Source organism: Algoriphagus sp. Y33 (assembly GCF_014838715.1).
Taxonomy (GTDB): Bacteria; Bacteroidota; Bacteroidia; order Cytophagales; family Cyclobacteriaceae; genus Algoriphagus.
This window is the reverse complement of record NZ_CP061947.1, coordinates 1,805,314-1,821,035: the sequence shown is the minus strand read 5'-3', so window position 1 is coordinate 1,821,035 and position 15,722 is coordinate 1,805,314. Positions and strand designations below refer to the sequence as shown.

Below are 15,722 nucleotides of genomic sequence, written 5' to 3'. Positions count from 1 at the left end.
ATATTATTACCGCTAGGATTTCTCCTGACAAACCTATTTCGTATTTTGCCGATTCAATTTTGAGTAAAAAATGAAATACTTCTTCCCCATTTGTTGCTACATTCTATGTTTCGCCGGCATTTTCCCACTTTATGGTCAGACAGACCTTTGGGTGATCAATACGGACGGAAAAGGGGGGAATTTGAAACTGCTGACAGAAACTGCCCGCAAGCTGACTGACAGACCTGAATATGATAATCAGCCAAGTTTTATCAATGACCATCAATTGGTGTTCTCTGCTGCTGATGAAAATGGCAATCATGATATCATAGTTTACAATTTCAGATCTGATAAATTCACCAATCTTTCAAAGACTCCAGACCGAAGTGAGTTTTCTCCGAGTATCACGGACTGCGGGATGTATATAGCTGCGGTGGTAATGGAGGAAGACAAAAAACAGCGGATTTGGCTCTACCCTACCAGTTTTGAGCCGGCTGAGCTACTCTATGATGACCTAGAACCGGTCGGTTATTACGACTGGTATGACAACAAAGCTGCGATGTTTGTTTTGGGCGAACCGAATAAACTAATCTATGCAAGGGGAAGAAATGACCTGATAGAAATTGATTCAGGGATAGCCCGATCTATAAACAAACGGCCAAAAACATCAGAAATCACGTACCTTTCCCCCTCTTCTGCCGGGCAGCCCGGCATTATTAAGAGCTATGATATTGAAAAAGGAACTAGAGAAGTATATCGTGAGGGCGTTTTAGATGCGCAGGATTTCATTTGGCTGGACAAAAAACATCTTATGATGGCATCCGGAAACGAGATTTTAATAAGAAAATATAAGAATACTGAATGGAGATCTCTGGGTAAAATCACTTCCGAAACGCATGAAAACATCACCCGGATGGCCTATAGTGAAGACCTGGATGTACTAGTGGTCGCAATTGACAGAAAATAACAAAAAACTATGAACCCTATTAAATCAACCCTTTTTATGGCTGCGCTTCTTCTCGGAGCCCAGTCTTTTTCCCAAGAAATTGAAGACAAAAAAGGTATCGTTGCCAAAAATGCAGAACTGGTCAAAGTCCAGGATGGCTTTGCGTTTACTGAGGGCCCTGCCGTCAATCGTTTTGGCGATGTTTTTTTTACCGATCAGCCTAACAACCGAATCCATAAGTGGAATGCATTGTCCAATGAAGTAAGCATTTTCACAGAAGACGCAGGAAGATCCAACGGCATGTACTTTCTACTTGACGGTACTTTGGTAGCTTGTGCGGATAATGAAAATGAACTTTGGGCTTTTGATACCGATGGTAATTCTGACGTATGGATTACGGCTTTCAAAGGCAAAAAACTGAATGGTCCAAATGACCTTTGGGTACGTCCAAGAGGAGGTATCTACTTTACAGATCCCCTTTATCCCAGACCTTATTGGGAAGGACGAAGTGAAGAGTCTGAGCAACAAGGACAGGATGTCTACTTCTTGTCAGCAGACAAGACAGAGCTCTTTAAAGTTGCTGACGATCTTGTAAAACCGAACGGAATAGTGGGTTCGCCAGACAGCAAGTTGCTTTTTGTATCTGATATAGGTGCGCAGAAAACCTACAAATACGAAATACGGGATGATGGCTACCTAATTAACAAAACGCTTTTCTGTGAAATGGGATCCGATGGAATGACGATAGATGAGCGTGGAAATGTGTATCTTACGGGGGATGGAGTAACAGTGTTTGACCGGAAAGGAGAGCAAATTGCCCATATCCCTGTTCCTGCCAAATGGACTGCAAATGTGGTCTTTGGATCACTGGACAGAAAGACACTGTTTATCACGGCCTCTGATGCAGTATATACTCTACAGATGAAAACCAGAGGAGTTTGGTAAGAAGCAAAATCCGTCTCAGCTACGTACTTAGGAGATTAATCTTTCCCTAATGTGCCGGAGGATAAGCCCAGATTGACAAACAGTGTCATTATGACCGGCAAAATACCGTGAATGGCACCATTCACGGCGGCAAACTTTCAACTATTTCCATTTGCTTTCTTCACACTTTGCGGCTAATGACATATATCACCTCCTCGCCCATGTGAGTGTCTCCACTCACATGCCAAAAACCCTTTGTGAAAACCTCCATGCCTCCACTGTTTAAAAAAATCCCGGAGAAAAAGCAGTAACAATGCTTCTTCTCCGGGATTATAATTTTTTTGGCTACCTATACCCTTTTCCTCTTAAAAAGTAGGGATGAATTTAGAAAATACCGATGTAGTGATTTCCCGGTTCATTTAAAAGCGTTGCTCCTTTTGTTGCCTCACCTGTATTGCTGTCCAGAATATAGATATTTCCATTTTTACCTACCGGAGTAACAGTAATATAAACGTCTGCTCCATCAGCCACAAAGCCTTGGTATTGGTTAAATTCCAAGTCAGGATCATATGGCAAATCTACAATAGAAGCCGTTCTTGAATTCAGATCCATCCAAACTACAAATCCATTTTCGGCTCCATCATGCGAAATCAATGCAAAAGCTTTTCCTCCCTGAGCATATTTCCAAGCTTCAATAGTCACACCTGTAAGCCCAAGCGCATCATTCAAACTAAAAACATATGAATTGTCATATTCATTGTTCTGGTTGATTCTCAAGATATGAGAACCGTTTGGATCTCTCTCCGTGGCCTGATAGATGTTGTCATCATCACCCAAGTAACTGAAGTGACTTCTGTAACCGCTATTATCCCCGTGGCCTACTGAGGAATTAATCACAGTAGGATTCTCCAACGAAGGATAGTCAACAACCACTGACTTGGTTCCCAATCTTTCGTAAGCTCCTTCTGTCTGACCTGTTTCCACATTGTACTTACGCATCCAAGTTCCAATGATTAACTTATTACCTGCAGCATTTAACACAGACCCATCCAATCTGAAAATGGTATGACCTGCAGCTTCCTCCTCTTCAGAAAGTGGGATTGGGTACTGGACGTAGTTTCTAATCAGGGATTCTTGAAGATCCAATGCCAAAATAGTAGCAGTTCCTCTATAGTATGCAAATGGATCACTTTCATTACCTGTATCCGGAGCATTATTAGCCTGAATATTGGCTATATTCAAAGCAACACCCGTTTTATCTCCATCAAATAGCTTCAACCAGCGGGGAGATGTACCTGCATATTGTGAGATATTAACAGACACGTCAGACTGTGTGAATCCTCCTCTTCCATTCACTGCATATCTGGAGAACTCTCCTCCATTGTCACCAGTATAGGCAATATTGAAAAGTGTAGAACCATCTTCTGAAGACTGTAGACGGGCTGTTCTATTGGATTTTACACCAAATCCATCAGAGTAAGCACTAATCTGCGTCTCTGGATTTTTAGCTTCCTCTATGGATACAGAGTATACCTTAGTACCACCATTGCCATCACCGGGGTTTTCACCCATAAGTGCTCCTGCCACAGTGATCCATCGATCTTCTTGCTCTGCCGGCGGATTTGTAGGATTTCCTTCGTTATCGTCACTGCAGCTGCTAAGGGCAACGATGCCCAGCAAAGCCCCAAGTGTCAAAAAGTTTAATAATTGCTTTTTCATAATTTACTTATGGTTAATATAAATATATAGGTTGATTTAAAATTTATTAATGGTGTAATTGATTTTCAGGTAAAACCCTCTTCCGGGTTTTTGTACGGCAAAATTGTCATACGCCTGCTTGTCGAAAATATTTCGCACGTCAGCACTTAGTACCAATTTTTCACTTGGAAAAACGTAATTCATTCCGATATCCTGAATAAATTGGCGAGGAGTTCTGAAGTCTTCAATTTCCAACCAAGTTGTGTAGAACCTATCAACAAAGCCAAAACTGTAATATAGGTTTAGGCTAGCTCGTTCTTGCAGCATATCCTTAAGTCCATACTGTACTGTGGAATTGATAGTGAAAAAAGGTTCATTTGGCAATTGCTGATTATAGTAAGTGTATTCATTTCCATTATTGTCGTATCTCATATTGAACACCGAATTGAACTTGGAGAAATTGACGAGAATACTTAAATTATTTTTAAAGGAATAGTTAACCTCCCCTTCAAATCCGATGGATTTAGTTTTTCCCAAATTTTCAAATGGATCTGTCTGTACAGCATCGTTCAATCTGGGATTGATTCTCCTTACAATTTTATCTTTTGTATCTCTCAAAAATCCTGAGGCATAAAGAGAAATTTTATGGTCAGCGTTAAGACTATAAGGGCCGCTTCTCAATCCTATATTAAGATTGTTGCTGATTTCAGGCCTGATTCCCAAGTTTTCAATGATATTTTCTCCCGGGCTGCCGAAAATTTCATTTTCCGAAGCCATTCTTACGGCTTTCTCCCCAGAGAGTAAAACTGTTACATTGCCTTTTAGGGAATAAGAAGTTGCCAGACCATATCCAGTAGTGTTTCGGTTACTTGAGACCCTGTCTTCAATCTTTACTCTTTCGCCATTTTCTGTGACCAGCCGTGGATCCATTCGGTCAATTTTCTGTTGGTAGTATTTACCAAATAGATTGGTTTTGAACTTTGAGTCGAAAAGAGAAGCTTCATAGGCCAACGCAGAAACGTTTTTGTATAAATCTCTTGTGCCAATAAATTCTCGCTCCGCTGCAGGTCTCCTTTCATCACGCTGCGTCCTGTCGATTGTATAATACATGTGACTAAAGACCACGCGGTGTTTTTCGGAAAAAGCATAATTAAAACCGCCTCTGAATGTGGCTACATTTCTATTGATATGATTAATCGTAGGAGCTCCCTGCTGCGCACCTGAGGGTCTTAGTATAGGGCCACCATTCAGTCCGATGCTTTGCTCCCCAAACCAATTGTAATTCCATCTCACAGTATCGTTCACTACTTGCTTACGGTCGCTGATCATCCCATTAAAAGTCAATTCCAATCCTTTGGTGAGAAAATCACTTTTGATATAATTCAGGCTAAGTACATTTGCCTGTGACTCGGTAAATCGGCCTTTGTAAGGAATGGTCATGTAGGTACCGTGCTGGATCTCGTTGTAATCATCAGACACGTTATACCCTAGATAAAACTGATCCGTCCATTTCACATCGGTAAATCCGACTTGGATATTTGCTCCCACAGATCGGTAAGCATCATTGAAGCGCCTTGCTCTTACATATTCATATCTTCCATTGGCAAGAATATTTCTTACAAACTTGCCCCATACTTCATAGTCGTTGTCGGAGTAATTGTAGAAAGCAGAAGCTTTTGCAGTAAACCCGGTGTTGGAGTTTCGGTAGGAACCACTCAAATTTGCCTGCTGCGTATTAAAAGAACCGTATGAAATAGAAGCTGTCAGGTTGTTTATCGCTCCTTTTTTCAGGATAACATTGATAGCCCCTCCAAGCGCATCGTCTGCCAAATGTGCGGGAATTACGCCTTTATAGACTTCTATACGTTCTATCAGGGCTGGTGGAATACTGTTCAGACTAAAAGAAGGGCCGTAAGTAGAGATGGGAACCCCATCGATGAAAATACGGACAGAATTTCCCGACATCCCGTTGAGATTATAAGAGACAGCAGACCCCAAACCTCCATTCTGACGAACTCTTACCCCTACTGACCTATTGAGCAGATCATTGGTTTGCAAAGATTGTACAGATGCTTTTAAGGTTTCTATGACGTTAACGGCAAAACCGGTGGTTTCTATCTCATTTTTATGAGATTCTCCTACTACCAGTACTTCAGCCAACTCATTGAGATCGGCACGTTTTAAAACAGTCTTAATTTCTAAGCTAGGTCTGTCTAAGCTAATATTAAAACCATGCTTCTGAATCTCAATGCTGCTCACTTCCACCTGATGTGGACCAAAAGGAATATCAGCAAGTTCATATCTGCCTCTTTCATCAGATAGCGCATGCTTTTTGAGTGATTGGATGAATACAGAGGCATAAGCTACCGGTTCACCATCCTCAAAAGTCAGCATCCCTGATACCTTTCCGGTTTGGGCATAACTATAAACAGAAACCAGTAAACTGAACTTAAAAATCAATAAGGTAAAACTTGTTTTCATGTGCCGCCCGTGAGTGAATACGGCAGCAAAAGTATACTTTAATTATAATTAATCTAAATAAGAAGTATAAAAAAGTTAACAACTCAACTATTCTATCATCAGAAATAAATCATATACGACTTTAAATCAAACAGTTAATCCGTTAATTCTTTAAAATAGAATTCATGGATTAACTGTTTAAAGTATTTTTCGCTAGTTAAGGCAAAGCTTATCTCTACAAATCGTACTGCTTCATTTTATTGAAGAGTGTTTTACGGTCTATGCCCAATTGCTTAGCCGCTTGAGTCCTGTTGTATTTCACTTCCTCCAACACCTTTTTCAGCACCTCCGCTTCCGCTTCAGCAGCAGCATCCTTGAGATTCAATGGCATTTTATGGGCTTTATTTTCAGTTCTATCCGAATCCAAATCTGAGAAATTGAACTTCTGAGAATAAACAATCTCCGGAGGAAGGGCCGAAACAGACATTTTGCCACCATCCGTCAAAAGTGTAGCCCTACGGATTACATTAAGCATTTCCCGTAAATTACCCGGCCATGGGTATTCTTTTAATACATCCATCACTTGCTCATCGAAGCCAAAGACTTTCTTATTCAGTTCTTCATTGGAAAGCTCCAAAAAATGGTAAGCAAAAGCCTCAATATCTGCCTTCCTATTTCGCAAAGGTGGCACCGTAATACTAAATTCATTAAATCTAAAGTATAAATCCTCTCTAAACTTACCTTCTGAGACAGCCTTTCTCAAGTCTTCATTGGAAGCCACCAAAATACGTACGTCAATAGATTTATCTTTCGTTCCCCCTATTCTTCTTAACTTTCTCTCTTGGACTAACCGAAGTAAGCCCACTTGTGTCTCATATGAAAGGTTTGCTATTTCATCCAAAAAAATCGTCCCTCCGTCAGCCAATTCAAATTGTCCGGGCTTTTCAGTCAATGCTCCCGTGAATGATCCTTTTTCATGTCCCCACAGTTCGCTGCCCGCTAGCTCTTTGGTGAGTGCTCCACAGTCTACAGCGATAAAAGGCTTACCTGCCCGCTCGCTTTGATCATGAATAGTACGTGCTATATTCTCCTTACCTGCTCCACTTTCTCCATAAATGACCACGCTAAGACTGGTAGGTGCAACCAAAGCAACCTCTTTATATAATTTTTTGGATTCCGCTCCAGTACCTTTCAAAAACTTCGAATCAGATTTATGAGTTTTTGACTCAGATTCTTTCTTCAGCTCGGTAGCTTTAGTAAAGGTCTGGGTGTTCGACTTACTTACTTTAGAAGCAGCTAGAGCACGTTCGATTAGGTTTATAATTTCATCAGGGATCAAGGGTTTGGTTACATAGTCAAATGCACCATTCTTGATCACTTCTACCGCAATTTTCACATCGGCATACCCGGTAATTATAGCCACTTGCGTACCGGGAGAAATCTCTCTGACCTTCATCAGCACATCCCTACCTTCCATATCGCGCAATTTGAAATCACAAAAAATCAGGTCAAAAAAAGTTTTCTTAACCATATCCAGACCATTCTTTCCTGAAATCGTAGTTTGGACATCATAGCCTTTCTTCGTGAGAAACCGCTCTAGAAGTTGACATATGTCAATATTATCATCAATTACGAGAATCTTAGCCATGGTTTTCCTTGGTGTTATTATTTGTATTGTATAATTGGCTCTGAACAACCTGATCCAGACGCGCTATATTGAATGGTTTGCTAAGGAAGTCTAATGCTCCATATTGGATTGCTTCCAGTTTTACTTCACTGTGATCAAAAGCACTCATCATGATTACTTTGTATTGGAATTTGCCGGAATTGATATATCTGAGCTCATCTAGACCACTTCCATCCGGAAGATTTACGTCCAAAAAGATCAATTCGGGGTTTAATTGATCAAACAATCTTCTTCCTTCTTCAAGTGTGCCTGCAGCCTCTACAGAAAATCCTTTTCTAGCCAAAAATCGGGTTAAAAGCGTCCTGATTTCCGGTTCATCGTCTATTACTAGAATTAGTTTATTCTTCATCACGTCATAGTCTACTCTCGTTATGCTGGGGCACATTCACATCGTTTAATTGGGGATTTTAACTTAAAATAGGTAGATTTAAAGAAAAGGTGCAGCTACTTGCCACACCTTTTCGTTAATTCTAAACCTATTTCACTTCACTTTTTCTACTTTATCTTTAGCAGCCTGTAAGGCTGTCTTAGTGGCCTCCAGCCCTTCTGATTTTGCTTCCAAAAGTTTAGTTTTCAGATCACCTATAATGGATTGAAAATCTCCCAACAGACTATTTAACTTTTCTTTTTGAGGACCAAAGTCATCCTTATTCTTATAAAGGTATGCTCCTACCAAAGCGCCTGTTACTAATCCGCTTAGCCAAAGTGTTTTATTTATTGTTGATTTGTTCATTGCTTTTTTGTTTAGTGATTATAATTGATTTAGAATTTCAGATTGATTTAAATTCGATGAAAATCCCCATCTCTATTTTTCAAGCTTCTTCAATACTCATTTATCCGGTGATTGGCGAAGGTCAATTCATCATTGGAATTAATTTTGTCGTGCTTTTTCAATTCATCTTTAAATGCGTTCCAATTTCCTTTTATTTACGTAAAATTCATTGTACGGTTGGTTCAGAATTTCAAACGTCCACCAAGACTATCTTAAAATCTCGCAGGCTTATATGAAAAACTAGACTGATCGTCCGGAAATCAATCTGAAAATTACCGCTATGACTGCTAATACAAGTAATATATGGATTAAGCCTCCTACGCTATAGGCAAATACTCCGATTAGCCAGCCAATCAGAAGAATTACTGCGATGAAATACAATAAAGAACTCATAGTTTTGGTGTTTAGGTTGTTAAATTAATTTACATCTGTTAGTTCAACAGGCATGCCTGAAATCAAGTAGATGATATAAATGAGGCTGAATGCACCGTTTGCCCTATTAAACTCATTTTTATACCCATTTTATTAAAACAAACTCATTCTTATTGAGTAATTAATTACCCACTACGGGGAATACCTTCTAATGAAAAAAGAACAAAATCCTTCAATCCGCCAGGTCAAAATCTATTCGATTGTGACGCTTATTCTAATTATTATAGGCAGCGGGGTTTCTTACTGGACAGCAGGGCGGATCGATTTCTACACAAAAGCTGTGATGCACACTTCTGAGGTGCTACAGCGTACGGACCAACTGTACTCAAGTATTTTAGAAAGGGAAACCAATATTAGAGGGTATGTATTGACCGGTAACAAGGATTTCTTGACTCACTATAATCAATCAAACATCAATGCAGAATTGCTCCTCACACAGCTGCAGGGATTGACTTTGAATAATGCTACCCAGCAAAACAACATTGAAGAACTTCGAGGACTTATCAATGCCAGAGTCAGGACTTTTGAAGCTACCATAGGGTATATGAATGAAAATGGAAGTCTGGACGGTTTCTTAGACTCTACCAAGGCCAATAATGCACTGCAAGGTTATAAAATGATCAAAAGTACTGTTTTACGGATTAATGAAGTGGAAAACAAACTTTTCCGGGAAAGCAATCAAGTCTTGATAAACAACATCAACGCCTTGCCATTTATCGTAGGTCTGATATCGGTTTTCTCCATAACCATCGGTTTAGTCACCTTCTTCTCTATCTACCAATATAATAAAGCACAGTTGCTGGCGAATAAGGAGATTACATTATTTCAGGAAAAACTCCGGGATCAGATTAAGCTTTTGGACGATTCCAATAAGGAATTAGAGCAATTTGCCTATGTTGCTTCCCACGATTTGCAGGAACCTTTAAGAAAAATCACTGCATTTTCCGATCTGCTAAATGAACAATACAGTGACAAATTGCAAGGTGATGGGGATTTATACCTAAACAGGATCACCGCAGCCTCAGTTAGAATGAGATTATTGATTACAGATCTCCTGGAATACAGTAGAGCTGGACGCGTTGACCCTGAACAAGTAAAATCAGTGAATCTTTCCCAAGTAATCTCAGAGATGCTTGAAGACTTTGAAATAACCATACAAGACAAAGCGGCCAATATCACTGTGGGGAAATTGCCGAAAGTCAAAGGTTCCGATACTGAATACAGACAGGTCTTTCAAAATTTAATTTCAAATTCGTTGAAATTCGCGAAAACAGGGATAAATCCTGAAATCACAATAACCTCCGAAAAGGCCAGTCAGGCACTGGTCAGTAAATACCCAACACTGAACAAGAACGGAAACTACTATCGGATAAAACTAGTTGACAACGGAATAGGATTCGAGAAAGAACATGCAGATCGAATTTTTTCGATCTTCCAAAGGTTACATGGGAAGAAAGAATATGAAGGCACAGGAATAGGTCTTTCAATTACCAGAAAAATTATAGAAAAATACGGTGGAATTATATATGCGGAGAGTAGTCTGGGAAAAGGATCTACTTTCAACATTATTTTACCATCTACTGAAACGTAATTACCGCTTGTACCAAAAAAATAGGACAGTATTTAATTACCAAAAAGCTGCTTATCTTTTCACCGAAATTCATCCCCTTGTTCGTCAACACTCTATGCTCATGTCCTTCGAGAAACCTATCCAAATCCTAGTCGCTGAAGACGATGAGGACGACAAATTACTCATCCTGAAAGCCTTTGAACGAACGCTTCCAAAAGAGAAAGTCACCTGTGTAGAAGATGGTGAAGCTCTTCTCAGATATTTGAAACGATTATCACCCTATGATAATCTCGAAAAATATCCCAAACCCGATATCATTCTCCTGGATCTGAACATGCCGCGCAAAGATGGTAGAGAAGCGCTTGCTGAAATAAAAGGAAATGATGATCTCAAGTCCATTCCCGTGATCATCTTTACTACTTCAAATAGCGCAGATGATATCCGGGTCACTTACAAAATGGGGTCTAGTAGCTTTATCACCAAACCCGGATCATTTGACGAATTGGTCAAAATCGCTGAAGAAATTGAAAATTACTGGTCGAAAACAGTCTTGCTACCGGCTTAGAGAATATTATGAATAGTACAGAAATAATAAAAATACTCTACGTAGATGATGATCCCGATGATTTTTTTCTGGTATCTACTTTACTAAAAAAAATTCCTGATACTATCTATGAATTAGAATCAGCAACTACCCTTAAGGAAGCCATACCGAAGTTAGATCAAAGCTTCGATGTATTTCTGGTAGACTACAGGCTGGGGAAAGACACTGGTTTAGAGCTGATTCGAGAAATAAAATCGCTGAGAAAGCATGCACCTGTAATCATGCTTACAGGCATGAACACGGGAAATATTGACCGTGAAGCGCTCACCCTGGGGGCATCTGACTATTTAGTAAAAGGGGAATTTGATGCGCATACGCTGGATAGAACACTAAGGTATGCTATTCGTGATGCTCAGCTAATGGAATCGCTGGCAAGCGCCGCAGTGAAATTCAGATCAATTTTCGAATTGGCAAGTGACCCCTTCCTTTTGATGGATGATGAAGGTGAAATCATAGAAGCCAACCCTGCCTTTCTGAAGAAATTTGGAAGCAAAGCTTACGATCCCCATTCCGAAGAAAGCTTCTACTTCAAAAATCTACTTACCGAAGAATCTTCGCGGCAGGAATTGGATGATTTGTTTTTCAAAAATCAGGAACTTTACGACATGGAGGCAGTTATGACTATTGACCATAACCATACCATCAACTGCCTTATAAGTATAGTAAAGCAAGATGTAAGCATCTTTCAGGTATTGATCAAGGATCTAAGTGCGATCAAAGCGAAGGAAGAAGAAGAACTCAATCTGAAGAAATTCTCCTCCACAGGTAGAATTGCAAGGCTTTTGGCGCATGAGGTAAAAAACCCTCTTACCACAATTTTACTTTCTGCGGATCAATTGCACATGGAACTTCCTGAGTCAGTTCTTACAGAAAGCGGTGATTTGATCGATGTGATCAGGAGGAATTGCGACAGGATTAACCATCTAGTCACTCAGTTGCTGGATAGTACCAGGTTTACAGAACTGGATGCTAAGTCTCTTTCCATAAACACGCTTTTAGACGAGGCATTGGAACATGTACAGGACAGGATAGAATTCAAAGGCATCTCCATACTCAAACAATATCAAACAGATATTTGTGATATACAGGTAGATGGAGAAAAAGTAAAGATAGCCTTGATCAATCTGATCGTAAATGCCATAGAGGCTATGGACGAAAGGACAGGGAAATTGCTATTGAAAACTTCTGTGAAGAACAAGCAGTGCAGAATTGAAATTCGGGACAACGGGGAAGGCATTCCTAAGGAGAATTTAGAACGCTTGTTTGAGCCATTCTTCACCAGCAAAGCAACCGGATCAGGATTGGGACTTACCAATACGCAGAATATTATTTTAAGTCACGGTGGTTCTATACGGGTGAAGAGTGAAGTAGGCAAAGGCACTACCTTTCTGATTTCTTTTAATCTTTCGAACGAATAGCCTATTACAACTTACTGCTATTTTCAGATCCCGTCAAAAGCTAAAGTTGAAGGGATTTTTTATTTTAGGCTAATAATAATCGAAGCTCTCAATATCAGCACTAATGCCAAGACAGTGTTTCACCTATTGGCAGCACGGAATGATGGAGGCAAAGCACAACTAGTAAAGTAAAGGGCATTGCCGGATTGTGGATATTCGTTAGGCGCGGATTATCTTTTTACTTAACACAACAAAATGATAGAATTTCAGGCAAATTTGGATGCATTTGAATTTAATCATTGGCAATATCACATTCCGGTATCCGATGATATTTCCAGCCAAATGATGGATGAAAAACACCGCAGGGTTTTGGTCTGGATAAAAGATGAAGGACCATTTCACATGGCACTCATGAAAGCCAAAGACTACTGGTATGTCTTGGTCAACCAAGAACTTCGGAACAGATTCAACCTCAATGAAGAAGCTTCCTTTTCAGTCAAAATAGCAAGGGATCACAGTGAGTATGGCCATGAAATGCCCGAGGAACTCCAAGTACTCTTGGATCAGGAAAAGGAAGGAGCTCACTATTTCAAAAGTCTTACGCCAGGAAAACAGCGGATGATGGTCTATACAGTCACCAAAGTCAAAAATCCGGAAAGCCGAATGAAAAAAGCATTGGCTATTATTCACCATCTAAAATTGACCAAAGGAAAATTAGATTACAAACAACTCAATGAGCTGATTAAGCATTATAATAAGTTATAGGAAATATTCGAAGCCTTAAATGGGATTTCGTATTTTAGGCTTTATTCAATTTTTCCCCTGCAATGAAGAAACTGCCAGAAATAAACTGTGATTTAGGTGAAGGCATGCCAAACGAAAAACAAGTTTTTCCACTCATCGACACTGCCAGCATCGCTTGTGGAGGGCACTATGGAAATAAAGAAACTATCACTAGAAGCATCGAGCTGGCATTGACCTACAAAAAGAAGGTTGGCGCACATCCCTCCTACCCTGACCGAAGTAATTTCGGTAGAAAAACCATGAAAATTCCCCACAAGGATCTCATTAAATCTATTTTAATCCAGATTCTGAAATTCGAGCAATTGGCGGAAAAATCCGGAGTGGCGATGGATCACATCAAATTCCATGGAGCCTTGTATAATGATGTTGCTTCCAATGAAGACCTTGCTGATCTACTCACTGATTTCATCGCAAATCACTTTCATAACACCCCGATTTTCACTCCTCCCCATTCCCAGTTAGAAAAGCAGATCAATGCGAAGGGCTTGATTAGTCGGATAGAAATTTTTGGTGATCGGGGTTATTTAGACAATTACCAATTGATGCCGAGATCTATTTTCGGATCGCATCTCACCACCGAGCAGGAAATATCCGAACACCTGCAGAATATTCTGGGCAATGGGTATCTGATCTCCAATCAGGGGAAAAAGCTAAAGGTAAAGGCCGAAACGCTCTGTTTTCATGGAGACAATCCCGGCATCACTGACTTTTTACCCATAATCCGAGAACACTTCTGGTCATGATTCCCAAATCAACTCAATTCTCTCCCCTGCTCTATGAATTTGATTGGAGCTCTGAGGTTTCGGATAAACTACTTCAGCAGCAATTAACTTTCAAAGCAAAACTTTTATACGCCTTTAATTCAAAGATTGTTGATCTGAGAATTGGCTTTAAAACCCTTACAATAGCCTTATCAACACCATTGGAATCTACTGTGATCGATGGTTGGTTGAAATCTTTAGCACCGGAAGAATCAGGCGATCCTCTCCCCGAAACAATTTGGGAAATTCCCGTTTGCTATTCCCCTAAGGCAGGAAGGGATCTCGAAATCTTAGCCGAGAACAAAAGTCTTACATCTGAAGAGCTGATTTCAATACATACTGCACCACTATATCGACTTCATTTCTACGGTTTTTTACCCGGTTTTATGTATCTGAATGGACTCAGAAAAGAATTGCATACGTCCAGAAAAAGTGTGCCTGATCGAATGGTACCGACAGGGTCTGTGGCTATCGGAGGATCGCAGACAGGAATATACCCATCATCCAGTCCTGGAGGTTGGCATCTTATAGGCCGGACTCCTGTTGCCCTTTTCGTTCCGAATGAGCCTATTCCGGTTTTCGCCTCAGTTGGAGAGCGAATAGAATTTATTCCCATTACAGAGAAGGAGTTTGATCAACTGAAAAGACATCCCCAAAAACCAAACTCTAAATGAACAGGGATATTGGTTATTTAAACATCTTAAAAACAGGACCCGGAACTTCCGTTCAGGATTCCGGCAGAATTGGATTTGCCGGTTTTGGCGTTCCTGTTTCAGGAGCATTGGATCGTCTGTCTTTCTTATGGGTAAATCACCTATTGAAAAACAAAGATTCTGATGCAGCTTTGGAGATCTCCCAGCCCGGGTTAAAAATCCAATTTGATTCCCCTACCCTGATCTGTCTTTCCGGTGCAAAAACGGAGGTAAAATTGAATGGTAAAACAATTACCTACAAAGGAATCCATTCAATATCAATAAATGATCAATTGGAAACTGGCCCTTTTCTTAGGGGCTCAGTGCTATATTTAGGGATCAAGAATGGGTTCCAAACTGAGAAAATCATGAATTCCAGAAGTTGGTATGAGGGAATAACCCACGAAAGTTATGCTAAAAGCGGAAGCAAAATACCTTTTTTCACAGCTCATGAACTCCCAAAATCCACTGCTTCAAAAGTAAAATGGGATTTAAACTGGGCACAGGATGGCATCATAACAGTATATCCGGGACCTGAATGGAAATTTCTAGGCGAAAAAACCCGGATGCTGATCAAAGAAATGGATTTCACGATCTCCGCCCTAAAAAACAGAATGGCTATTCAACTGGAAGAATTAATACCCCATGAGCTCCCGGAGATGGTCACTGCTCCGGTTTTTCCCGGCACGGTACAGTTGACTTCAGGAGGTAAATTAATTGTCCTTATGAAGGATGCGCAAGTCACAGGCGGCTACCCCCGAATTCTTCAGATACCCGGGGAAGTGCTTTCGGTTCTGGCGCAAAAGCAACCTAAGCAAAGAATAAGGTTTCGATTGATGAATGTCAGTTGAGTTCGGTTTTATGTACCAAAATTCCATTTTTAATGGATGCGTATGCGTTTAACTTTATGTATGTATTTGGAATTAATGCGAGGATTTCAAATACCGCAACTCCCTCTTCCCCAGCAGAGGACAAGAGCCTATTCCAATGGCTGTT

15 protein-coding genes are annotated in these 15,722 nt (G+C 40.2%); 9 read left to right on the top strand and 6 right to left on the bottom strand.

What is annotated here, in order from left to right; all coding sequences use genetic code 11:
- The first annotated feature begins 70 nt into the window (after positions 1–70).
- The gene (locus ID165_RS07285) at positions 71–946 is read left to right on the top strand and encodes a hypothetical protein (RefSeq protein WP_192349700.1); all 876 of its coding nucleotides are present in this window, start codon (positions 71–73) and stop codon (positions 944–946) included.
- Positions 947–955: 9 nt separating this feature from the next.
- The gene (locus ID165_RS07280) at positions 956–1,870 is read left to right on the top strand and encodes an SMP-30/gluconolactonase/LRE family protein (RefSeq protein WP_192349699.1); all 915 of its coding nucleotides are present in this window, start codon (positions 956–958) and stop codon (positions 1,868–1,870) included.
- Positions 1,871–2,233: 363 nt separating this feature from the next.
- Here ID165_RS07280 and ID165_RS07275 read toward each other — a convergent pair whose 3' ends face one another.
- The 6 genes from ID165_RS07275 to ID165_RS07250 all read right to left on the bottom strand — a co-directional run bounded on the left by ID165_RS07275 (position 2,234) and on the right by ID165_RS07250 (position 8,859).
- Positions 2,234–3,568 (bottom strand): hypothetical protein, encoded by a 1,335-nt coding sequence (locus ID165_RS07275; RefSeq protein ID WP_192349698.1) that lies wholly within the window; start codon positions 3,566–3,568, stop codon positions 2,234–2,236.
- A 36-nt stretch (positions 3,569–3,604) separates the two neighbouring features.
- Positions 3,605–6,028 (bottom strand): TonB-dependent receptor plug domain-containing protein, encoded by a 2,424-nt coding sequence (locus tag ID165_RS07270; RefSeq protein ID WP_192349697.1) that lies wholly within the window; start codon positions 6,026–6,028, stop codon positions 3,605–3,607.
- Between the two features lie 214 nt (positions 6,029–6,242).
- Complete coding sequence (locus ID165_RS07265) at positions 6,243–7,655, bottom strand: sigma-54 dependent transcriptional regulator (protein ID WP_192349696.1); 1,413 nt, start codon at positions 7,653–7,655, stop codon at positions 6,243–6,245.
- Positions 7,648–8,043 carry a response regulator gene (locus ID165_RS07260; RefSeq protein ID WP_192349695.1) on the bottom strand — a complete coding sequence of 132 codons (396 nt, stop codon included), beginning with the start codon at positions 8,041–8,043 and terminating at the stop codon, positions 7,648–7,650. Before ID165_RS07260 ends, ID165_RS07265 begins: the two co-directional genes overlap by 8 nt.
- A 132-nt stretch (positions 8,044–8,175) precedes the next feature.
- Positions 8,176–8,427: a hypothetical protein gene (locus ID165_RS07255; RefSeq protein ID WP_192349694.1), complete on the bottom strand. Its 252-nt coding sequence runs from the start codon at positions 8,425–8,427 to the stop codon at positions 8,176–8,178.
- A gap of 279 nt (positions 8,428–8,706) precedes the next feature.
- Complete coding sequence (locus ID165_RS07250) at positions 8,707–8,859, bottom strand: lmo0937 family membrane protein (protein ID WP_192349693.1); 153 nt, start codon at positions 8,857–8,859, stop codon at positions 8,707–8,709.
- A gap of 190 nt (positions 8,860–9,049) precedes the next feature.
- Between ID165_RS07250 and ID165_RS07245 the strand changes: the two genes are divergently transcribed.
- From ID165_RS07245 to ID165_RS07215, 7 genes are all read left to right on the top strand, one after another.
- A complete protein-coding gene (locus ID165_RS07245; protein ID WP_192349692.1) occupies positions 9,050–10,489 on the top strand; it encodes a CHASE3 domain-containing protein in 1,440 nt (479 codons plus the stop codon).
- Positions 10,490–10,589: 100 nt separating this feature from the next.
- A complete protein-coding gene (locus tag ID165_RS07240; protein ID WP_192349691.1) occupies positions 10,590–11,033 on the top strand; it encodes a response regulator in 444 nt (147 codons plus the stop codon).
- An 8-nt stretch (positions 11,034–11,041) separates the two neighbouring features.
- Positions 11,042–12,490 (top strand): hybrid sensor histidine kinase/response regulator, encoded by a 1,449-nt coding sequence (locus ID165_RS07235; RefSeq protein ID WP_192349690.1) that lies wholly within the window; start codon positions 11,042–11,044, stop codon positions 12,488–12,490.
- A gap of 234 nt (positions 12,491–12,724) precedes the next feature.
- Entirely contained in the window at positions 12,725–13,234 is a 510-nt protein-coding gene (locus ID165_RS07230) for a YdeI/OmpD-associated family protein (RefSeq protein ID WP_192349689.1), read from the top strand.
- Between the two features lie 62 nt (positions 13,235–13,296).
- The gene (locus ID165_RS07225; RefSeq protein ID WP_192349688.1) at positions 13,297–14,016 is read left to right on the top strand and encodes a LamB/YcsF family protein; all 720 of its coding nucleotides are present in this window, start codon (positions 13,297–13,299) and stop codon (positions 14,014–14,016) included.
- On the top strand, positions 14,013–14,708 hold the full coding sequence (gene pxpB / locus ID165_RS07220; RefSeq protein WP_192349687.1) for a 5-oxoprolinase subunit PxpB: 696 nt from the start codon (positions 14,013–14,015) through the stop codon (positions 14,706–14,708). The genes ID165_RS07225 and pxpB overlap by 4 nt, the downstream gene beginning before the upstream one ends.
- The gene (locus tag ID165_RS07215) at positions 14,705–15,577 is read left to right on the top strand and encodes a biotin-dependent carboxyltransferase family protein (protein ID WP_192349686.1); all 873 of its coding nucleotides are present in this window, start codon (positions 14,705–14,707) and stop codon (positions 15,575–15,577) included. Before pxpB ends, ID165_RS07215 begins: the two co-directional genes overlap by 4 nt.
- Positions 15,578–15,722: the final 145 nt, after the last annotated feature.

Bases quoted from the DNA above. Each gene is read 5' to 3' on its own strand.
- ID165_RS07285 (WP_192349700.1), top strand. From the start codon at position 71: ATGAAATACTTCTTCCCCATTTGTTGCTACATTCTATGTTTCGCCGGC.
- ID165_RS07280 (WP_192349699.1), top strand. From the start codon at position 956: ATGAACCCTATTAAATCAACCCTTTTTATGGCTGCGCTTCTTCTCGGA.
- ID165_RS07275 (WP_192349698.1), bottom strand. From the start codon at position 3,568: ATGAAAAAGCAATTATTAAACTTTTTGACACTTGGGGCTTTGCTGGGC.
- ID165_RS07270 (WP_192349697.1), bottom strand. From the start codon at position 6,028: ATGAAAACAAGTTTTACCTTATTGATTTTTAAGTTCAGTTTACTGGTT.
- ID165_RS07265 (WP_192349696.1), bottom strand. From the start codon at position 7,655: ATGGCTAAGATTCTCGTAATTGATGATAATATTGACATATGTCAACTT.
- ID165_RS07260 (WP_192349695.1), bottom strand. From the start codon at position 8,043: ATGAAGAATAAACTAATTCTAGTAATAGACGATGAACCGGAAATCAGG.
- ID165_RS07255 (WP_192349694.1), bottom strand. From the start codon at position 8,427: ATGAACAAATCAACAATAAATAAAACACTTTGGCTAAGCGGATTAGTA.
- ID165_RS07250 (WP_192349693.1), bottom strand. From the start codon at position 8,859: ATGAGTTCTTTATTGTATTTCATCGCAGTAATTCTTCTGATTGGCTGG.
- ID165_RS07245 (WP_192349692.1), top strand. From the start codon at position 9,050: ATGAAAAAAGAACAAAATCCTTCAATCCGCCAGGTCAAAATCTATTCG.
- ID165_RS07240 (WP_192349691.1), top strand. From the start codon at position 10,590: ATGTCCTTCGAGAAACCTATCCAAATCCTAGTCGCTGAAGACGATGAG.
- ID165_RS07235 (WP_192349690.1), top strand. From the start codon at position 11,042: ATGAATAGTACAGAAATAATAAAAATACTCTACGTAGATGATGATCCC.
- ID165_RS07230 (WP_192349689.1), top strand. From the start codon at position 12,725: ATGATAGAATTTCAGGCAAATTTGGATGCATTTGAATTTAATCATTGG.
- ID165_RS07225 (WP_192349688.1), top strand. From the start codon at position 13,297: ATGAAGAAACTGCCAGAAATAAACTGTGATTTAGGTGAAGGCATGCCA.
- pxpB (WP_192349687.1), top strand. From the start codon at position 14,013: ATGATTCCCAAATCAACTCAATTCTCTCCCCTGCTCTATGAATTTGAT.
- ID165_RS07215 (WP_192349686.1), top strand. From the start codon at position 14,705: ATGAACAGGGATATTGGTTATTTAAACATCTTAAAAACAGGACCCGGA.